This window comes from Rhodoferax sp. TS-BS-61-7 (assembly GCF_002943465.1).
Taxonomy (GTDB): domain Bacteria; phylum Pseudomonadota; class Gammaproteobacteria; order Burkholderiales; family Burkholderiaceae_C; genus Allorhodoferax.
This window is the reverse complement of record NZ_PTQY01000001.1, coordinates 569,210-586,838: the sequence shown is the minus strand read 5'-3', so window position 1 is coordinate 586,838 and position 17,629 is coordinate 569,210. Positions and strand designations below refer to the sequence as shown.

Sequence of the window (17,629 nt, the reverse complement as noted above, 5' to 3'; positions counted from 1 at the left end):
CATGAATGCCATGCTCGACGCGTTTTGGCGCTCGGTTGCCTACTGTCTGCACCCCAAGGTGATCGGACTTTCCCTGTTGCCGCTGCTGTTGGTGATCGGTTTGATCGCTGGTCTGGGCTACTTTTATATGGACCCGGCGCTGGCTGCTGTGCAGAGCTTGCTGGAGTCCTCGGATCTGCTGAACCAGCTCTGGGCCTGGCTCGAATCGATTGGTGCGGGCAAACTCAAGACGGTATTGGTGCCGCTGATCGTGATTGCCCTGGCCACCCCGCTGATTGTGGTGGCCAGCTTGCTGGTGGTGGCCACGCTGATGACGCCCATGATTGTGCGGCTGGTCACGCAGCGCCGCTTTCCCGCGCTGGAGCGCACGGGGGGGGCGTCGTATCTGGTGAGCGTGTTGTGGGGTCTGAGCGCCAGCCTCATCGCGCTGGTGCTTTTGCTGTTGTCCATGCCCCTGTGGTTTGTGCCGCCGCTGGTGCTGGTGTTGCCGCCGCTCATTTGGGGCTGGCTCACTTACCGCGTGTTGGCGTTTGACGCATTGGCAGACCACGCCACGACCGAGGAGCGCCACACCCTGATGCGCCGCCACCGCTGGTGGCTGCTGGGCATGGGCATCTTCACGGGTTACCTGGGGGCGGCGCCCAGCCTGGTGTGGTCGATCGGTTTTGTGGCGGTGGCGCTGGCCCCAGTGTTGGTGCCCCTGTCCATTTGGCTGTACACATTGATCTTCGCCTTCTCCTCGCTCTGGTTCACCCACTACTGCCTGGCGGCGCTGCAGCAGTTGCGGCTGGAACAAGTCGCCGCCGCGGCCCAGGAGCCTTTGCCGGTGGCGGATGTGCTGGAGCTACCATGAACTTTGGACTGGTCATCATCGGGGACGAAATCCTCTCGGGTAAACGGGCCGACAAACACCTGGCCAAAGCCATCGAGCTGCTGTCGGCGCGAGGCCTGTCTGTCGCCTATGCCGACTATGTGGGTGACGATCCGGAACGCATCACCCAGACCCTGCAGCGCGCCTTTGCCTCGGGGGACGTGGTGTTTTCGTTTGGCGGCATTGGCGCCACGCCCGATGACCACACCCGCCAGTGTGCAGGCCGGGCGCTGGGCCTGCCGCTGGTGCTGCATCCGCAGGCGGAGGTGCTGATACGCGAACGTATGCAAGACGTGGCCAAAGAGCAAGGCCTGCCGTACGAACCCGACCGTGCCGACAATGTGCACCGGCTCAACATGGGCACGTTTCCGCAGGGGGCCGAGATCATTCCCAACCCCTACAACAAGATTCCGGGCTTCAGTTGCTTGGGTCGGGGTGGCGGCCATGTCCACTTTGTCCCCGGTTTTCCGGTGATGGCCTGGCCCATGGTGGCCTCCGTGCTGGATGCGCGTTATGCCCACCTGTTTGTGCGTGAGGCGCATCTGGAGCGTTCCGTGATTGTTTTTGGTGCCATGGAGTCGGCCCTCACGCCGCTCATGGAAACCCTGGAGCGCGACTACGCCATCAAGGTGTTCAGCCTGCCCAGTGTGGACCACCCCGAGTGGGGGCGCCACATCGAGTTGGGTGTCAAGGGCGCACCTGCAGTGGTGGAGCCGGCCTTTGCTGCACTGCGTATGGCCCTTCAAAACATGGGTATGTCATTGGGCCCCGAATTGGTGCGCAACTAAACAGGCATGTCTTTGGTGCATTCTTTGATTGCACCAAATTGGTGCTTCGTTGGCATCGCAGGGGGTTACCGGCGCGCTTCTTTACGGTGCACTATCAAAAATGCGGGTTTTCTCAGGGCAAAATAAGGACGTTTGCCTAATTGCCGGGGCCGTGGCCTTTGGCACAAAAGCTGCATTGTGGGCAGGGCAATTCTTTTTACAACCGTGCAACAGGAGTATTTGATGGCCAAGACCGTCGCAGACGTAATGAAGATGGTGAAGGAAAACGAGGTCAAATTCGTTGACTTCCGTTTCACCGATACCCGTGGCAAGCAGCAGCACACCACCGTGCCCGTCTCGCATTTTGATGAAGACAAGTTCACTTCCGGCCACGCATTCGACGGTTCTTCCATCGCTGGCTGGAAAGGCATTGAAGCGTCGGACATGTTGCTCATGCCCGATCCCAACACCGCGAACATCGACCCCTTCTTCGAAGAAACCACCATCATCATGAACTGTGATGTGGTTGAGCCTTCGGACGGCAAGTCTTACGACCGCGACCCCCGTTCCATTGCCAAGCGCGCTGAAGCCTACCTGAAGGCCTCCGGTATTGGCGATGCAGCCTACTTCGGTCCTGAGCCAGAATTCTTCATCTTCGACGGCGTGCGCTGGAGCACTGACCCCAACCACACGTTCTACGAAGTGGACGAGTACGAAGCACCCTGGAACACCGGCACCAAGCTCGAAGGCGGCAACCGCGGCCACCGTCCCACCACCAAGGGCGGTTACTTCCCTGTTCCTCCTGTCGACAGCACGCAAGACATGCGCGCCGAGATGTCCCTGATCCTCGAATCCCTGGGCATCCCGGTTGAAGTGTTCCACCACGAAGTGGCGGGCGCTGGCCAAAACGAAATCGGCACCCGTTTCTCCACCCTGGTGGAACGCGCTGACTGGACCATGCTGCAAAAGTACGTGGTGCACAACGTGGCCAATGCCTACGGCAAAACCGCCACCTTCATGCCCAAGCCCTACCACGGTGACAACGGTTCCGGCATGCACGTGCACCAGTCCGTGTGGAAAGACGGCAAGAACCTGTTCGCCGGCGACGGCTACGCAGGTCTGTCCGACTTCGCGCTGTACTACATCGGCGGCATCATCAAGCACGCACGTGCCCTGAACGCCATCACCAACCCCGGAACCAACAGCTACAAGCGTCTGGTTCCTCACTTCGAAGCCCCGGTCAAACTGGCGTACTCCGCCAAGAACCGTTCCGCTTCCATCCGCATTCCGTTTGTGGCGAACCCCAAGGGCCGTCGCGTGGAAGCCCGCTTCCCCGATCCATTGATGAACCCTTACCTGGGCTTTGCTGCCCTGTTGATGGCGGGTCTGGACGGCGTGGAAAACAAGATCCATCCCGGCGAAGCTGCTACCAAAGACTTGTACCATCTGCCTCCCGAGGAAGATGCAAAAGTCCCAACCGTGTGCCACAGCCTGGACCAAGCGCTGGAACACTTGGACAAGGACCGCGCGTTCCTGACCAAGGGTGGCGTGTTCACTGACTCCATGATCGATGCCTACATCGACTTGAAGATGCAAGAAGTGACCCGTTACCGCATGTCAGTGCACCCTGTTGAGTACGACATGTACTACTCCCTGTAATGCCTGCTGCCTTCACGGCAGCGCTGCAGGACAAAAGGACGGCGCAAGCCGTCCTTTTTTTTGCGAACAAAGTGACACAGATTCCGGTCCAATCCGCATGGATACTGGGGCACTTTTTGTTTTTGGGCACTTTTTGGCGCATACTGAATCTAGCGCTTAGGCCCTGTTGGCGCGGACACTGCATGAAAACCACCTTTTTGATTTCCTGGATGACTCTGGCGTGCGCCACTTCTGCGTTGGCGCAGGACCGCATTTACCGGTGTGGTAACGAGTACACCAACACGGTGACTGAAGCGCAGGCCAAAAACTGCAAGCTGGTCTCCGGGGGTAATGTGACCGTGGTGCAGTCCACCAAGCCAGCGGCCAGCGCTGGAGTCAAAGTCGCCTCTAGCGGTGGCGGAGCTGCGGCGCCACGTATTGATTCGTCCGACCAGCGTGCCAAGGACTCCGATGCCCGCCTGATTCTGGAAGCCGAGCTGAAAAAGGCCGAGGCGCGCCAGATTGAGCTCGTCAAGGAATACAACAATGGCGAGCCCGAAAAGCTAGGGCCCGAGGCGCGCAACCACCAAAAATACCTGGACCGGGTGGCCGAGCTTAAGGCCGCTATTGCCCGCAACGAGAGCGACATTGCCGGCATTCGCCGCGAACTGGGTCGTGTGCCCGCATCCAACGCGCCCCTGGCCTCCGTCAAATAAGCCTGTCGCTGCGTGCCTGCGGCGCGCAGCCTTCCCAAGTCTCTTGCCGTGAACCGACCCGAATTCGTTTCTGAATACTTTGCGTCTTTTGACCTGCTCGCCACTTTGGTAGCCGTGGTCCATGTGGATGCCCGTGTGTTGTTCTCCAATGCCGCCCTGGAGGACGCCTTGGGTACCTCCCGCCGCATGCTGCTGGGCTCCAGTTTTGCCGAGCTGTTTACCGAGCCCGCGTCTTTGCAAAGCGCCTTGGAAGGCGCCTCAGAGAACGCCTTTGCCGCGCTGCGTTACGACGCCTGGCTCAAGCGTGCTGCGCATGAACCCATGCCCGTGCATGTGATCGTGACCCGCACCGAACAATCGGAAGACATCATCATCGAGATGGTGCCGCTGGAGCAGCAGGCGCGGCAAGACCGCGAAGAGCGCCTGGCCGAGCAGGCCCAGACCAACAAGGAACTGATCCGCAACCTGGCCCACGAAATCAAGAATCCGTTGGGCGGCATCCGTGGTGCCGCGCAGCTGCTTGAAATGGAGATGGAGTCGCCCGAGCTGATCGAGTACACGCAGGTCATCATCCACGAAGCGGACCGCCTGCAAAGCCTGGTGGACCGCCTGCTGGCCCCACACCGCCGCCCGCACCTCGTGGGCGACGTGAACATCCATGAAGTGTGCGAGCGTGTGCGCTCCCTCATCCTCGCGGAGTTCCCGCGCGGCTTGCGTGTCGTGCGCGATTACGACACGTCCATTCCCGAGTTTCGAGGCGACCGCGAACAGCTGATCCAGACCGTGCTCAACATCGCCCACAACGCCTGCCAGGCGCTCGCAGAGCGCATTGCTGCGGGGGATGCCAACCTCACGTTTCGCACGCGTGTGACCCGGCAAGTAACGTTCGGTAAACAGCGTTATCGGTTGGCATTGGAATTGCATGTGATCGACAACGGACCTGGCGTGCCAGATTCGATCAGGGACCGCATTTTTTACCCGCTCGTGTCGGGCAGAGAAGGTGGTTCGGGGCTGGGGCTGACATTGGCACAAACCTTTGTTCAGCAACACCACGGCCTGATCGAAGTCGATAGCGTGCCGGGCCGAACGGACTTCAAGATTCTGATTCCGTTACCGTAAACACAAGAACACAAGGGTGCGCCACAACATGAAGCCGATTTGGATCGTAGATGATGACCAGTCCATCCGCTTCGTGCTGGAGAAGGCGCTGTTGCGCGAGCATTTGCCCACGCGCAGCTTTTCCAATCCACGCGATGTACTGAGTGCCCTGGCCACGGCCGCGGACGACGAAGGCCCCCAAATCCTGGTCAGCGATATCCGCATGCCCGGCGGTTCGGGCCTGGACCTGCTTGAAAAGGTCAAAGCCAAACACCCCGGTTTGCCCGTCATCATCATGACGGCCTTCTCGGACCTGGACAGCGCCGTGAGTGCCTTCCAGGGTGGCGCGTTTGAGTACCTGCCCAAACCTTTCGATTTGCCCAAAGCGGTGGAGTTGATTCGCCGCGCGGTGGAAGAAAGCCAGCGGGAAGAGGTCAGCGAAGAGCGCATGGCCGAGTCGCCCGAGATGCTGGGCCAGGCGCCCGCCATGCAGGACGTGTTCCGCGCCATTGGCCGCCTGAGCCAGAGCAATGTGACGGTCATGATCACCGGCGAATCGGGCTCCGGCAAAGAACTGGTGGCGCGTGCGTTGCACAAACATTCACCACGTGCCGATGGCCCCTTTGTGGCCATCAACACGGCGGCCATTCCCAAAGACCTGCTTGAGAGCGAACTCTTCGGCCATGAGCGTGGCGCCTTCACCGGCGCACAAACCATGCGCCGCGGCCGTTTCGAGCAGGCCGATGGCGGCACGCTGTTCCTCGACGAAATTGGCGACATGCCGTTTGAGCTGCAAACCCGTTTGCTGCGCGTCTTGAGCGACGGCCATTTCTACCGCGTGGGTGGCCACAGCGCCGTCAAATCGAATGTGCGCGTGATTGCTGCGACCCACCAGGACCTGGAACAGCGCGTCAAAGATGGCGTGTTCCGCGAGGATTTGTTCCACCGCCTCAACGTCATCCGCCTGCGCCTGCCCGCGCTGCGCGAGCGCAAGGAAGACGTGTCCATGCTGACGCGCCACTTCTTGCAACAAAGCGCCAAACAACTGGGTGTGGAGCCCAAACGCATTTCTGACCTGGCCTTGGCCTGGCTGGAAGGTTTTGGTTTCCCCGGCAATGTGCGCCAGCTGGAGAACATCTGTCACTGGCTCACCGTGATGGCGCCGGCCCAGGTGATTGAGCGCAAAGACTTGCCGCCGGAGGTGAGCTTGGGCCGTTCGGAGTCCGGCGAGCCGCTGGTTGCCAAGCCTGTGCTCACCGCCGCGCCCGAAGCCCAGCTCAAGGACGTGCCGCTGGACCCGCACACCCATGTGCCTGCCGCTGCACACGAGTCCGAAGACCTGTCGCATGTGCTGGCCCGGGCCGCGGCTGCGCATGGCCCGCTGGAAGGCTGGGAGGCCGAGCTGGAGACCGAGGCCGTGGCCTTGCTGGGCTCCGGCCAGCCCGAGGTGTGGGACACGCTGACGCGCCGCTTCGAGTCGCGCCTGATTCTGGCGGCACTGGCCAACACCAAGGGCCGCCGTATCGAGGCGGCGCACAAACTGGGCATTGGCCGCAACACCATCACCCGCAAGATCCAGGAGCTGGGGTTGGAGTAATGAATAGCAATTTAGGGCTCTAGCCCGCTTGGGGTCTGCGCAAGCAGCTCCTGAAACCATAGCAAAAAGCCGACGCCTGTGTCGGCTTTTTGTTTATGCGGTTGGCGCAATCTCCACCACCACCGGCGCGTGGTCGCTGGGGCGTTCGTTTTTGCGGGGCTGTTTGTCAATCGTGCAGGCGGTCACGCGGGGGCGCAGGGCCTCGCTCACCAGAATGTGGTCGATACGCAGGCCGCGGTTGCGTCGAAAGCCCGCGTCGCGGTAGTCCCACCAGCTAAAGCTTTTGGGCGGATGGTCAAACAGGCGGTGGCTGTCGTGCAGGCCCAGGGCGATGAGGGCGCGCAGATGGTAGCGTTCTTCTTCAGTGCAGTGGATGGTCTCGAACAGGGCTTCGGGGTCCCACACATCGTCATCGTCAAAGGTGATGTTGTAGTCGCCCATCAGCACCAGTTGCGGGTGCCGGGTCAGCTCGTCCTTGACCCAGCGGCGCAGCGCCGTGAGCCATTCCATCTTGTACTCAAACTTGTCGCTGCCGGGCTCCTGCCCGTTGGGGAAGTAGGCGCCAATCACGCGCATGCCGTCCACGGTGCCGGTGATGACACGCGCCGTGTCGTCGTCAAAGCCGGGGATGTTTTTGAGCACATCGGTGGCGGGGGTACGGGTGAGCAAGGCCACGCCGTTGTAGGTCTTCTGGCCAAACCACTGGGCCTGGTAGCCTGCGGCGGTAAAGGCGTCGGCGGGGAATTTGTCGTCGGTGAGTTTGAGCTCCTGCAGGGCCAGCACATCGACAGGGTTGGCGGCCAGCCAGTCCAGCACCTGCGGCAGGCGCACGCCCAAAGAGTTCACGTTCCAGGTGGCAAGTTTCATGGTGGTTGGCAGTATCGGGTGAGGGGCGTGGAGGTCGACGCATGTAGTATCAGCACCGCATTTTCGCACCATGCCAGAGGCATCTGGCCCTTGCCGCTACCTGGACCTGGTGGCCTGGCTCAGCGTTGCGCTTGGTAGCTGCGCACCCAATCCTGAAACATTTCCGCCGGCATGGGCCTGGCGATGAAGTAGCCCTGCGCGATGTCGCAGCCCATGGCGAGCAGCAGGTCCCACTGTTCCCGCGTCTCCACGCCCTCGGCGACGGTGTGGCGGCCCAGGTCGTGCACCAGGTCGATGGTGGAGCGCACGATCAGGGCAGAGTCCTTGTTGGTCTGCATCTGCCGAACGAAAGACTGGTCGATCTTGATGTAACTCACGGGCAATTTCTGCAGGTAGCTCAAGGACGAATAACCCGTGCCAAAGTCGTCGATGTAGAGCGGTATACCGTCGGCCTGCAGGCCCTGCAGCACCCGCAGTGCCAGCTCGGCATCTTCCATCACTGCGCTCTCGGTGATCTCCAGCTCCAGCAGCCCGGTGCGCAGCCCCGCAGCGGCACGCCAGTTCCGGATCTGCTCCAGCAGCGTCTCGTCCCGCAAGTTGCGGGCAGACAGGTTCATGGCAATCGGCATGGCGCTTTGCTGCTCTTCCCACTGTTTGAGAAGCCGCACACCGCTCTGGATCACCCACTCCGTGAGCGGCTTAATCAGGCCTGTGTGTTCGGCCAAACCAATGAATTCACCTGGGGGAATGATCCCCCGCTCGGCATGTTTCCAGCGCACCAGGGCTTCGGCACCACACACACGGCCGGTCTGCATCTCGACTTTGGGTTGCAGGTAGAGCATCAAATCGCCAGCCGCGATCGCGCGCTGCAGCTCTCCTGCCAGGTTCAGGCGTTGGGTCTGGTCCTGGCTTTGGTGCGGGTCAAACACCACATGGGGCATGCCCGTTTTCTTGGCCTGGTGCACCGCAATGTCCATGTGGCGGTACAAGTCGTGTGGGGTGTTTCCGTGCGCTGGGAACAGGCTCACCCCTATGCGGGCGGACACCTGCAGTGCGATATCTGCCACCGGGAATGGTCGGGCCAGCAAGTCGTTAAGCCGCTGCACAACTGCCAGCGCTGACGCGGTGTCGCTGCCGGGCAGCAGGATGGCGAACTCGTCCCCGCGCAGCCGGGCCACACTGGCGTGTGCCGGTGCTGCGGCGCTGATGCGCTCCCCAAACTGCTGCAGCATATGGTCCCCATGGCTGAAGCCCAGGGCATCGTTGATTTCGCTCAGGCGTTCAATATTGGCCTGCAGCACGGCAAAAGACTGCCCGCTGCGTGTGCTGGACGCGATGGTGGTGGACAGCAGTTCGGTGAATTGGGTCTCGTTGGGCAGCCCCGTCAGCGCGTCATACCGTGTCAGTTGGTACATCGCGTCCTGGGTTCTCTGTTGCTCGGCGCGCGCGCGCAAGGTGGTAATGCCAAAGGCCAGGTCGTCGGCAGATTCGCCGAGCAGCGCCACCTCGTCGGTACCAAAGGTGTCGGCCTCCACGTCGTAGATGGCCATGGCGCCGATGACGATGCCGTCTACCCAAATAGGACATGCCAGGGCCGACGCTGCACCGCGCACCTGCGCGCGCCAGGGCGCGTAGCTGGCATCGGTGACCATATCCGCCACCACCTGCGTTTGGCCGCTGCGTATGGCGGCACCTACGACCCCCTGGCCATGGAGCTTGTCTGCCCAGGTGGCTTTGAGCTGCCGCAAGGCGGCGATGCCATCGGGGTAGCCGTTCTCGGCCATGGCCAGCAGCGACTGCTGGGGATCGTCCAGCCGGTACCAGACAACGGCCATGCCGTAGCCACCTGCGTTCACGATGGCCTCGCACATATGGTTCAGCAGGTCTTGCTCGGTGGTGGCTCGCAACATGGCGCGGTTGCCTGCACTCAGGGTTTTCAGCGCGCGGGTGGCGTGTTCCAGCTGGCGCACATGCTGTGCCAGCGTGGTGTTGAGCGACTGAATATCTTCCTCCGCCCGCTTGCGTGCGGTGATGTCATTGCCCAGCACGTAGTAGCCGCTCACCTCGCCCGGGGCATTGCGTTTGGCGATGTATTGAATGACCTGCCACACACCGGGAAAGGGCTGCCAGTCATAGGTCTGGTTTTCTCCCGCCAGCACTTTGGCAATCAGCGGGGCGGCAATCGCGTAGCGTGTTTCCCCCAAAATTTCGCGCACGTTGCAGCCGGTGATGTCGGCGTGCTCCGGGGCAAACCGTTCGCGGTACTGCTGGTTGACATACACATACCGCTGCTGCGCGTCCACATACGCAATCATGGCGGGCACATTGCTGATCACGCTTTGCAAATGGCCTTCACTCTCATGCAATTGCAGCGTTCGCTCCTGCACCCGCTGTTCCAACAAGGTGTTGTAGTCATGAATGGCACGCTGGGCCCGGCGTGCCACTGTTTCATTGCGAAACACCAGCACGACCCCCGTCATTTGGCCTTCGCCGTTGCGGATGGGCGCTGCGCTGTCGGCAATGGGGCATTCACGCCCGTCGCGCGCCACCAGGACCGTGTGGTTGGCCAGTTGCTGCACTTCGTTGGTCGCCAGTACCTGGGCCACCGGGTCAGGCGCGGGGGCACGCGTGTATTCGTGGACGATGTGAAAAACTTCGATCACGGGTTTGCCGACAGCGGCCTCCAGGTCCCAGCCAGTCAGTTGCTCCGCCACCGGATTCATGCGCCTGACACGGCCTTGCAAATCGGTCGCCAGCACCGCGTCGCCAATCGAATTCAGCGTGGTGGCCAGGTTTCTTTCGTTGTCCGCCAGGGCGCGCTGGCTGGCCCGGGTGTCTTGCAGCTGGCGCCGTATCAGCACATAGGTGGCCGCCAGCAAGGCGAACAACAGCCCGGCCACCAGCAGCCCCATGTAAACCATTACGGCCCGGGTGGCGGACTGCTCCTTGTCACGCGCCGACAGCAAGCGGTTTTCTTCCTGCTCCAGGGCTTGCAACAAATGATTGACCAGCGCACGTGTCTCGCGCAGGGGAGCGCTGGCGACAAAGGCGTTGGCGGCCTCCATGCCTTGTGTTTTGCGTAGCATCTCCACTTGCCTGGAAATGGCCAAGCGTTGGTCGATCACGGCCCGCAGCTGGGACCAGCGCGCCTGTTGTGGCGGGTTGTCCACAGTCAGCTGTTGCAGTTGGGCCAGTGTCTTCTCGCGGGCCGCAATGCGCAGGTCGCGCTCTGTGATGTGGGCTGGGTCACCAGAGACCCGAAAGCTCTGCGTGCTCAGTTCAATCTGGAGGGTGTCCGCACGGATGTAGGCCACATTGCCCAGCACTTGGTGGGTGTGCGCCACCAAACTGGCGGCGTCGGTGGCGTCTTGGGCCAGTTTCCAGGCGGCTGTGATGAGCGCAGAGACCACACAGGCAGCGGCCACAAATGCGGCGAGCACCTTGGTTTCAAAGCTGGAGCGTGAGTACACAGAATGTTCCCAACCTGCAATGTGTGACGCGTCCATTCTGCATCAGATGCCCGGGGCGGTCCAACATGGGAAAACGCCCTCCATGCCTTGCGGTATGGAGGGCGTGCGGGCCTGGCTGGCTTAGTCTTTTTTGACAAACCAGGCGTCGGTCGCCTTGCGTTCCCAGGCCGCCAGTTGCAGCTCTGCTTCGTCTTTGGCGACGCCGTAGCGTTCCTGAATCTTGCCTGCGAGTTGGTCGCGCCGGCCGGCGATGACGTCGAGGTCGTCATCGCTGAGTTTGCCCCATTGTTCTTTGGCGCGGCCGGTCAGTTGTTTCCAGTTACCTTCAATGCGATCCCAGTTCATGGTGTTCCCTTGGTGAAGTGATAAAGAGAGAAAAACGGGGGCCGACGGGCCCCCATGGATCAAGGACGGACCGTGATCTCGTTCTTGACAGCCTTCACGCCCTTGACGCCCCAGGCCAGGGTGGCTGCAGTGGCTTTTTCGTCACCGCTTTTGGCAAAGCCCGACAGCATCACGGTGCCGTTGAGCGTCTCGACGCTGATGGCGGCGGCGTCGACGGTTTTGTTTTCCACAAAGCGGCTCTTCACGGCGGTGGTGATGGCTGTGTCATCAACATAAGCGCCCACTGTGGACTGCCCGCGTTGTACGGCACAGCCGGTGGCGGTCAGGGTGAGCAGGGCGGCAAAGGTCAGCGCGAGGATGGTGCGAAAGTTCATGGTGAATCTCCAATGGATGGGTGAATAAAAGTCCGGATGGACAAGGTAGTGATAGGGCCCCACTACCGGTGGGCACACGGGAAGGGGTCAGTTTTTTCGGAAGAACCCGAACAGGTAACTCACCACGGCGAGCACCAGGAAAACAAAGAACAAAATCTTGCCGATCTCGACCGCGCTGGCGGCGATGCCACCAAAGCCAAACAAGGCAGCGATCAGGGCAATGACAAAAAAGACAACGGCGTAGTGCAGCATTTCGGGGCTCCTAAAAGGGATGCCCCAGTGTGCTTGCCATGGGCTGGAATGGCGATCAGGCAGCCCGCCGTGTGCGTGTGGGCCAAGCGCGCAGGTGCGCGTAGGACCAATCCGACAGGCTCAGGCCGGCGGTGGTGTGTGCTGCGGCAGGCGCGCCAGAATCTGCGTGCCCTGCCCGGGGCGGGACTGCAGATGCAGGCTGCCACCTTCGGCCCCCACCCGAAAACGCATGCCCACCAGGCCGTAGGCCGACTGGGGTTTGGTGCCGGTGTCAAAACCCAGACCGTCGTCGCGCACCGACACCTCCACCTGGCCGGCGCGGCTGCACAGCTCGATCCAGACATTGCGCGCCTGGGCGTACTTGGTGATGTTGGTAATGGCCTCTTGCACCAGCCGGTACACCACCAGTTCGGCCGATGGGCGCAGGGGCACAGGTTCCAGCTGGCAATGCACCGCCACGCCCGATTGGGCCGCGTACTCGCGGGCCAGAATCTCCAGCGTGGCCACCAGACCCAGGTTGCTCAGCGACGAGGGGCGCAGGTCTTCGATGATGCGCCGCCCCAGTGCAATGCCGGTATTGAGCGTGCCCACCAGGTGGGCCAGCAACTCCAGGGCTTCGGGGGCGGTGTTGGCCAGGCGCGACTTGATACGGGCGGCGTCCAGCTTGGCCGACGTCAGCAGCGACCCCAGCTCGTCGTGCAGGTTGCGCGCCAGGCGCTGGCGTTCGTCTTCGCGGGCGGTTTGCAAGTGCTGCGCTAGCTCAATCAGCTCGGCGGTGCGGTTGGTCACCTCCACCTCCAGCCGGTCACGCTCCAGCTGCACCACGCGTTGCAGCTCCATTTGCTGAAGCTTCAGGGCTTGCGACTGGCGCAGGTAGAAAAACAGCGCCAGCAGGCTGATGGCACTCAGCAGCGCCACCCCAAAACGCCCCAGCGCCAGCGTGACGTCCAGCTCGGCACGGCTCGCACTCACGGCGCGGGTCTGGTACTCCAGCAGCTCGGCGCTGGTGGCGCGGATGGCGTCCATCTTCTCGCGCCCGATGTCGGTCATCAGAATTTCCTGGCCCGCCTTGCCGCGGCCTTCTTCATTGAGCCGCAGGGTCAGGGCCAGCTCGGAGAGCTTGGTCTCGGTCAGGTCATGCAGGCGCTGCAACAGCGCTTGGGATTCGGGGTCGTTGCCGTAGTAGGCGTCCAGCACCCGGTAGGCCTCTTCAATGCGCAGCAGCGCCTGGGCATACGGCTCCAGGTACTCCTTGCGGTGGGTCAGCAGGTAGCCGCGCTGGCCGGTTTCTGCATCCAGCATGCTGCGTTCCAGCACCTGAATCTGGGTGCGCGCCGCGCCCATGGCGCTAAGCTCTTGCAAGGTGCCGGCCGAGCGCCAGTACGAGGCCTCACTGATAAACACCGTCGCCGCCGCGGCGGCGAAGGCCAGTCCCATGACCCAAGGGTTGCGTTGAAAGACGGTGAGTGTTTTCATGGACCGGGCGCAGGGCGAATTGTGGGATCATGCCGCATGACTAATTTCCCGCGCCCATGATTCGGATTGCCATCGTTGACGACCACGCCATGGTGCGCGCCGGGCTGCGCCAGTTTTTTGCCGACCAGCCGGACTTTGCCGTGGTGGCCGAGGCGGTGAACGGCCGCGAAGCGCTGGACATCGTGCGCCAGGGCGAGGTGGATGTGATGGTGATGGACATCTCCATGCCCGACCACAGCGGTGTGGACGCGCTGGTGGCCATCAAGGCGCGGGCGCCCGATCTGCCGGTGTTGATCCTGAGCGGTTTTGCCGAGGTGCACTACGCCACCACCCTGCTGCGCCAGGGCGCCAGTGGTTACCTCAACAAGGACTGCGACCCCGAGGACATCGTCAAAGCCATCCGCACCGTGCACCGTGGGCGCAAGTACATCACCCCCGGTGTGGCGGAGCTGCTGGCCGACGGCCTGGCAGATGGGGGCGACAAGCCGCTGCACACCCAACTGTCCGAGCGCGAGCTGCAGGTTTTCTTGCGCCTGGCCCGGGGCGAGACGGTGGGCCACATTGCCACCAGCATGTCGCTGAGTGTGAAAACGGTGAGCACCTACCGCACCCGGGTGATGGAAAAAATGCGCCTGGAGTCGAACAGCGACCTGACCTACTACGGCCTCAAAAACGGCTTGATCCAGTAGGGGTATCAGACGGGGCATCAGAAGGTGGGCGCGTTGGCCACACTGTCATTCGCCAGCGTCTGGCAGTAGAGAATTAGCGCCTCAATCTCGGTGGACTTGTCAAACACCCGCTGGGCACCAAGCGCCAGGCAGACGGCGCGCATGTCGTTGGTGGCGTAGTTGCTTAGCACCACCAGAGCCCGCTCTGGCCAACGCTGCCGGGCTGCGCGCAACACCCCCAAGCCGGAGCCGCTGCGCAGAAAAATGTCCACGATCACAAGATCCACTCCGTGGGCGGGCTCGGAGAGCCATAGCAGGGCGGCCTGCTCGTCCTCCGCCACACCCACCACGGTGACGGGGGTGAGTTCTTGTAGCGTGGCAATCAGGCTCTGCTGAATGACCGGGCTGTCTTCGACGAGAAACGTGGTGAGCGCGGGCATGACGACTTGATAGGTATCTAGTGGCCCAGTGTGCCTGCAAATTGGGGGGCCGGCCATGGGCCGCCAGCCCGACTGGGTGTAGGACAAGACCTACGGCTATTTGCGGCGCTGTCTGCTACCCACCGCACGGTGGCGTACAGATACTTCCACCATCAGAGTTTGCTGATGTTTTATACCAAGGTCGTTCCATGAAAAACACTTCCACTTCCCTGCGTAGCACTGCTGTTGTGCTGGCCCTGCTGGTTTTGAGCGGCTGCGCCGGCATGACAAACCGAGAGAAAAACACCGCCGTCGGTGCCGTCATTGGTGGCGTGGCGGGCAACGTCATCGGGGGCGGCGTGTTGGGCACCGCGGCTGGCGCGGCAGCCGGTGGCGTCATTGGCCACCAGGCCAGCAAAAAGTAATCAACCGCCTGTATCAGCTGCGGGTGTAGGTCACAAAGCTGAAAGCCAACCCGTTGGCCGCCACCTGGCGTTCACGGGCAGTTTCTTTCCAGGCCTCACCCAAGGTGGGTGCAAAGGCATCACCCGCAAAGTCTTGCTCGATCTCGGTCACCACCGCAGTGCTGGCCAGCGGCTCGGTCAGCGCGTACAGCTGGGCCCCGCCAATCACCCACACATCGGTAGATTGCTCACAAAATTGTAGCGCCTTGCGCAGGTCTGGCACGGGCTGAGCCCCTGTTTCGTTCCAATCTGGCTGGCGCGTCACCACAATGTTGGTGCGCCCCGGCAGCGGGCGAAACTTGGGCGGCAGCGAATCCCAGGTCTTGCGCCCCATGATCACGGGGCAGCCCAGCGTGGTGCGCTTGAAGTGCGCCAGGTCTTCGGGCAAATGCCAGGGCAGGGTGCCGTTCACGCCAATGACGCCATTGGCGGCACGCGCGTAAATCAGGTGCAGGCGCGGGCTTGAGGCAGCAGCGTTCGTCATGCTCAGACCGCCACGGGCGCCTTGATGGCGGGGTGGCTCTCGTAGCCCAGCACCTCAAAATCTTCAAACTGGTAGTCGAAGATGCTGTCGGGTTTGCGCTTGATATTGAGCGTGGGGTAGGCCAGGGGTGCGCGGCTCAGTTGCAGCTCCACCTGCTCGTGGTGGTTGCTGTAGATATGGCAGTCGCCTCCGGTCCAGATGAAGTCACCCACGTCCAGGTCACACTGCTGCGCCACCATATGGGTGAGCAGCGCGTAGCTGGCAATGTTGAAGGGCACGCCCAAAAAGATGTCGGCGCTGCGCTGGTACAGCTGGCAGCTGAGTTTGCCCTTGCCACCCTCTGTCTCGGCCGGTGCTACGTAGAACTGAAAGAACGCATGGCAGGGCATCAGCGCCATCTTGTTGAGCTCGGCCACGTTCCAGGCGCTGACGATGATGCGGCGGCTGTCGGGGTTGTTCTTCAGGGTCTTGATGACGTCGGCAATCTGGTCGATGTGGCCGCCATCCGGCGTGGGCCAGCTGCGCCATTGCACGCCGTACACGGGGCCCAGGTCCCCAGTTTCGGGATTCGCCCACTCGTCCCAGATGCTCACGCCGCGTTCTTTGAGCCAGTTGTTGTTGCTGCTGCCGGTCAGGAACCACAGCAGCTCCTGGATGATGGAGCGCAGGTGCACCTTCTTGGTGGTCACCAGCGGAAAGCCTTCGTTCAGGTCAAAACGCATCTGGTAACCGAACACACTCTTCGTGCCGGTACCGGTGCGGTCGGCCTTGTGTACGCCCGTGCTGTACACATGGCGCATGAAGTCTTCGTATTGGCTGCGCACCGGGCGCACGGGGGATGGGCTGGTCATGGCGGAATTCTAGAGGCAGGGTGGAAGGGTACGCCTGTGGCGCTTAGGTCATTCGGTTGAGGGCCGTGGTCAGCGCCAGCAGCGCGATCAGCAAGACCACCACCACTGGCATCACCGCAGAGAGGCCGGCCCAGGTGGCCAGCAGGCCAAAGGCGGCGGGCACCACCGAGCCGCCGATGTAGGAAAACGTCATCTGGCGGCCAATCACGGTGCGGGCTATGTCATCCGGAAAACGCCGTGCGGTTTCGTGCATCAGCGAGGGGAACACCGGCGCACAGCCCAAGCCCATGAGCACCAGCCCCAACTGGGATGCCGCGCCGAGCAGGCCATGGGCGGCAAACACGGCCGCTCCCACGGCGGCCACGGCCAAGCCCAGCTGTACCAGCTTGCGGTTGCCCAGGCGGTTGGCGATCAGGCCGACCCCAAAGCGGCCGGCGGTGATGGAACCAAAGTAAACCGACACCCAGACGCCTGCGTCGGTGGGCGAGAGGCCGCGGTCGGTCACCAGGATACTGGCGGCCCACAGGCCCGTGCCCATTTCGGCGGCCACGTAGAACAGAAAGGTCAACGGTGCCAGCCACAGGGCCAGTGGGCGCACTGGCTTAAAGCTGGTGGCGCCGTGTTCGCCGTCTTCTTTGGGCGGCGTGGCGTGTTCCTTGGCCCACAGGGAGAGGGTGCTCCACAGCACCACGGCCAGGCCCAGCTGGATCAGGCCAATGGTTTGTGCACCGGCCGTCCAGCCGGTGCTGCTGGCCAGCGCCAGGCCCATGATCAGCGGGCCGGTGGTGGCACCCACGCCCCAGAAACCGTGTAGCCAGTTCATGTGGCGCGAGGAGTAATGCGCCGCCACAAAGTGGTTCAGGCTCGCATCCACCGCGCCGGCCCCCAGGCCCAGCGGAACCGCCAGCGCCACCAGCCAGACAAACGAGGGCGCATAGGCAAACCCGATGAGCGCCAGCGCTGTCATGAGGCAACTTGTGGCGACCACTGCACCGGTGCCCACCCGCTTGGCAATTGGCCCGGCAAAGTAGCTGGCCGTGGCCGAGCTGATGGTCATGGCGATGGTGATGGCGCCCACGGCCGCCAGCGGCTGGCCCATGTCGGCGCGGATGGCCGGCCAGGCCACGCCCAGAATGCCGTCCGGCAGCCCCAGGCTGATGAAGGACACATACACAATGCCTAGAAGAATGAAGTGCGCCACAGCGGGGTCCTGAAAAATGAAGGGTGGGAGAGGGGCCAATTTTATATAAATGAGGCCTCTAGGCAGCGTGG

Annotated in this window: 18 protein-coding genes; 8 read left to right on the top strand and 10 right to left on the bottom strand. The window is 62.3% G+C overall.

The window, feature by feature from the left end; all coding sequences use genetic code 11:
- Position 1 precedes the first annotated feature (1 nt).
- The 6 genes from C5F53_RS02805 to ntrC all read left to right on the top strand — a co-directional run bounded on the left by C5F53_RS02805 (position 2) and on the right by ntrC (position 6,687).
- On the top strand, positions 2-853 hold the full coding sequence (locus tag C5F53_RS02805; RefSeq protein ID WP_105259790.1) for an EI24 domain-containing protein: 852 nt from the start codon (positions 2-4) through the stop codon (positions 851-853).
- Positions 850-1,659: a molybdopterin-binding protein gene (locus C5F53_RS02800; protein WP_105259789.1), complete on the top strand. Its 810-nt coding sequence runs from the start codon at positions 850-852 to the stop codon at positions 1,657-1,659. Before C5F53_RS02805 ends, C5F53_RS02800 begins: the two co-directional genes overlap by 4 nt.
- 222 nt (positions 1,660-1,881) lie before the next feature.
- A complete protein-coding gene (gene glnA / locus C5F53_RS02795) occupies positions 1,882-3,297 on the top strand; it encodes a type I glutamate--ammonia ligase (protein WP_105259788.1) in 1,416 nt (471 codons plus the stop codon).
- A gap of 182 nt (positions 3,298-3,479) precedes the next feature.
- On the top strand, positions 3,480-3,992 hold the full coding sequence (locus C5F53_RS02790) for a hypothetical protein (RefSeq protein ID WP_105259787.1): 513 nt from the start codon (positions 3,480-3,482) through the stop codon (positions 3,990-3,992).
- A 48-nt stretch (positions 3,993-4,040) separates the two neighbouring features.
- Positions 4,041-5,111: a nitrogen regulation protein NR(II) gene (gene glnL, locus C5F53_RS02785; RefSeq protein ID WP_105259786.1), complete on the top strand. Its 1,071-nt coding sequence runs from the start codon at positions 4,041-4,043 to the stop codon at positions 5,109-5,111.
- Positions 5,112-5,139: 28 nt separating this feature from the next.
- Positions 5,140-6,687: a nitrogen regulation protein NR(I) gene (ntrC, locus tag C5F53_RS02780; protein WP_105260378.1), complete on the top strand. Its 1,548-nt coding sequence runs from the start codon at positions 5,140-5,142 to the stop codon at positions 6,685-6,687.
- A gap of 93 nt (positions 6,688-6,780) precedes the next feature.
- Here ntrC and C5F53_RS02775 read toward each other — a convergent pair whose 3' ends face one another.
- From C5F53_RS02775 to C5F53_RS02750, 6 genes are all read right to left on the bottom strand, one after another.
- A complete protein-coding gene (locus tag C5F53_RS02775; RefSeq protein ID WP_105259785.1) occupies positions 6,781-7,554 on the bottom strand; it encodes an exodeoxyribonuclease III in 774 nt (257 codons plus the stop codon).
- Positions 7,555-7,673: 119 nt separating this feature from the next.
- Complete coding sequence (locus tag C5F53_RS02770; protein ID WP_236635186.1) at positions 7,674-11,024, bottom strand: EAL domain-containing protein; 3,351 nt, start codon at positions 11,022-11,024, stop codon at positions 7,674-7,676.
- Positions 11,025-11,144: 120 nt separating this feature from the next.
- Positions 11,145-11,369 carry a CsbD family protein gene (locus C5F53_RS02765; protein ID WP_105259783.1) on the bottom strand — a complete coding sequence of 75 codons (225 nt, stop codon included), beginning with the start codon at positions 11,367-11,369 and terminating at the stop codon, positions 11,145-11,147.
- A 59-nt stretch (positions 11,370-11,428) separates the two neighbouring features.
- Entirely contained in the window at positions 11,429-11,743 is a 315-nt protein-coding gene (locus C5F53_RS02760; protein WP_105259782.1) for a BON domain-containing protein, read from the bottom strand.
- 87 nt (positions 11,744-11,830) lie between these two features.
- Positions 11,831-11,995, bottom strand: a complete 165-nt coding sequence (locus C5F53_RS02755; RefSeq protein WP_105259781.1) for a DUF1328 domain-containing protein — start codon at positions 11,993-11,995, stop codon at positions 11,831-11,833.
- 120 nt (positions 11,996-12,115) lie between these two features.
- Positions 12,116-13,471 (bottom strand): CHASE3 domain-containing protein, encoded by a 1,356-nt coding sequence (locus tag C5F53_RS02750; RefSeq protein WP_236635185.1) that lies wholly within the window; start codon positions 13,469-13,471, stop codon positions 12,116-12,118.
- A 56-nt stretch (positions 13,472-13,527) separates the two neighbouring features.
- Here C5F53_RS02750 and C5F53_RS02745 point away from each other — a divergent pair, with 56 nt between their 5' ends.
- Complete coding sequence (locus C5F53_RS02745; protein WP_105259780.1) at positions 13,528-14,160, top strand: response regulator transcription factor; 633 nt, start codon at positions 13,528-13,530, stop codon at positions 14,158-14,160.
- Positions 14,161-14,177: 17 nt separating this feature from the next.
- Here the strand turns inward: C5F53_RS02745 and C5F53_RS02740 are convergent, their stop codons facing one another.
- The gene (locus C5F53_RS02740) at positions 14,178-14,579 is read right to left on the bottom strand and encodes a response regulator transcription factor (protein WP_105259779.1); all 402 of its coding nucleotides are present in this window, start codon (positions 14,577-14,579) and stop codon (positions 14,178-14,180) included.
- Positions 14,580-14,767: 188 nt separating this feature from the next.
- On the opposite strand from C5F53_RS02740, the gene C5F53_RS02735 reads away from it, so the two are divergent.
- Positions 14,768-14,983, top strand: a complete 216-nt coding sequence (locus tag C5F53_RS02735) for a glycine zipper 2TM domain-containing protein (RefSeq protein WP_236635184.1) — start codon at positions 14,768-14,770, stop codon at positions 14,981-14,983.
- A gap of 13 nt (positions 14,984-14,996) precedes the next feature.
- On the opposite strand, the gene C5F53_RS02730 is transcribed toward C5F53_RS02735, so the two are convergent.
- From C5F53_RS02730 to C5F53_RS02720, 3 genes are read right to left on the bottom strand one after another with little or no spacing between them, the layout of a single operon-like run.
- Complete coding sequence (locus C5F53_RS02730) at positions 14,997-15,506, bottom strand: dihydrofolate reductase (RefSeq protein WP_105259778.1); 510 nt, start codon at positions 15,504-15,506, stop codon at positions 14,997-14,999.
- A gap of 2 nt (positions 15,507-15,508) precedes the next feature.
- On the bottom strand, positions 15,509-16,357 hold the full coding sequence (locus tag C5F53_RS02725) for a thymidylate synthase (protein WP_105259777.1): 849 nt from the start codon (positions 16,355-16,357) through the stop codon (positions 15,509-15,511).
- Positions 16,358-16,400: 43 nt separating this feature from the next.
- Positions 16,401-17,558: a sugar MFS transporter gene (locus C5F53_RS02720; RefSeq protein ID WP_161499875.1), complete on the bottom strand. Its 1,158-nt coding sequence runs from the start codon at positions 17,556-17,558 to the stop codon at positions 16,401-16,403.
- Positions 17,559-17,629: the final 71 nt, after the last annotated feature.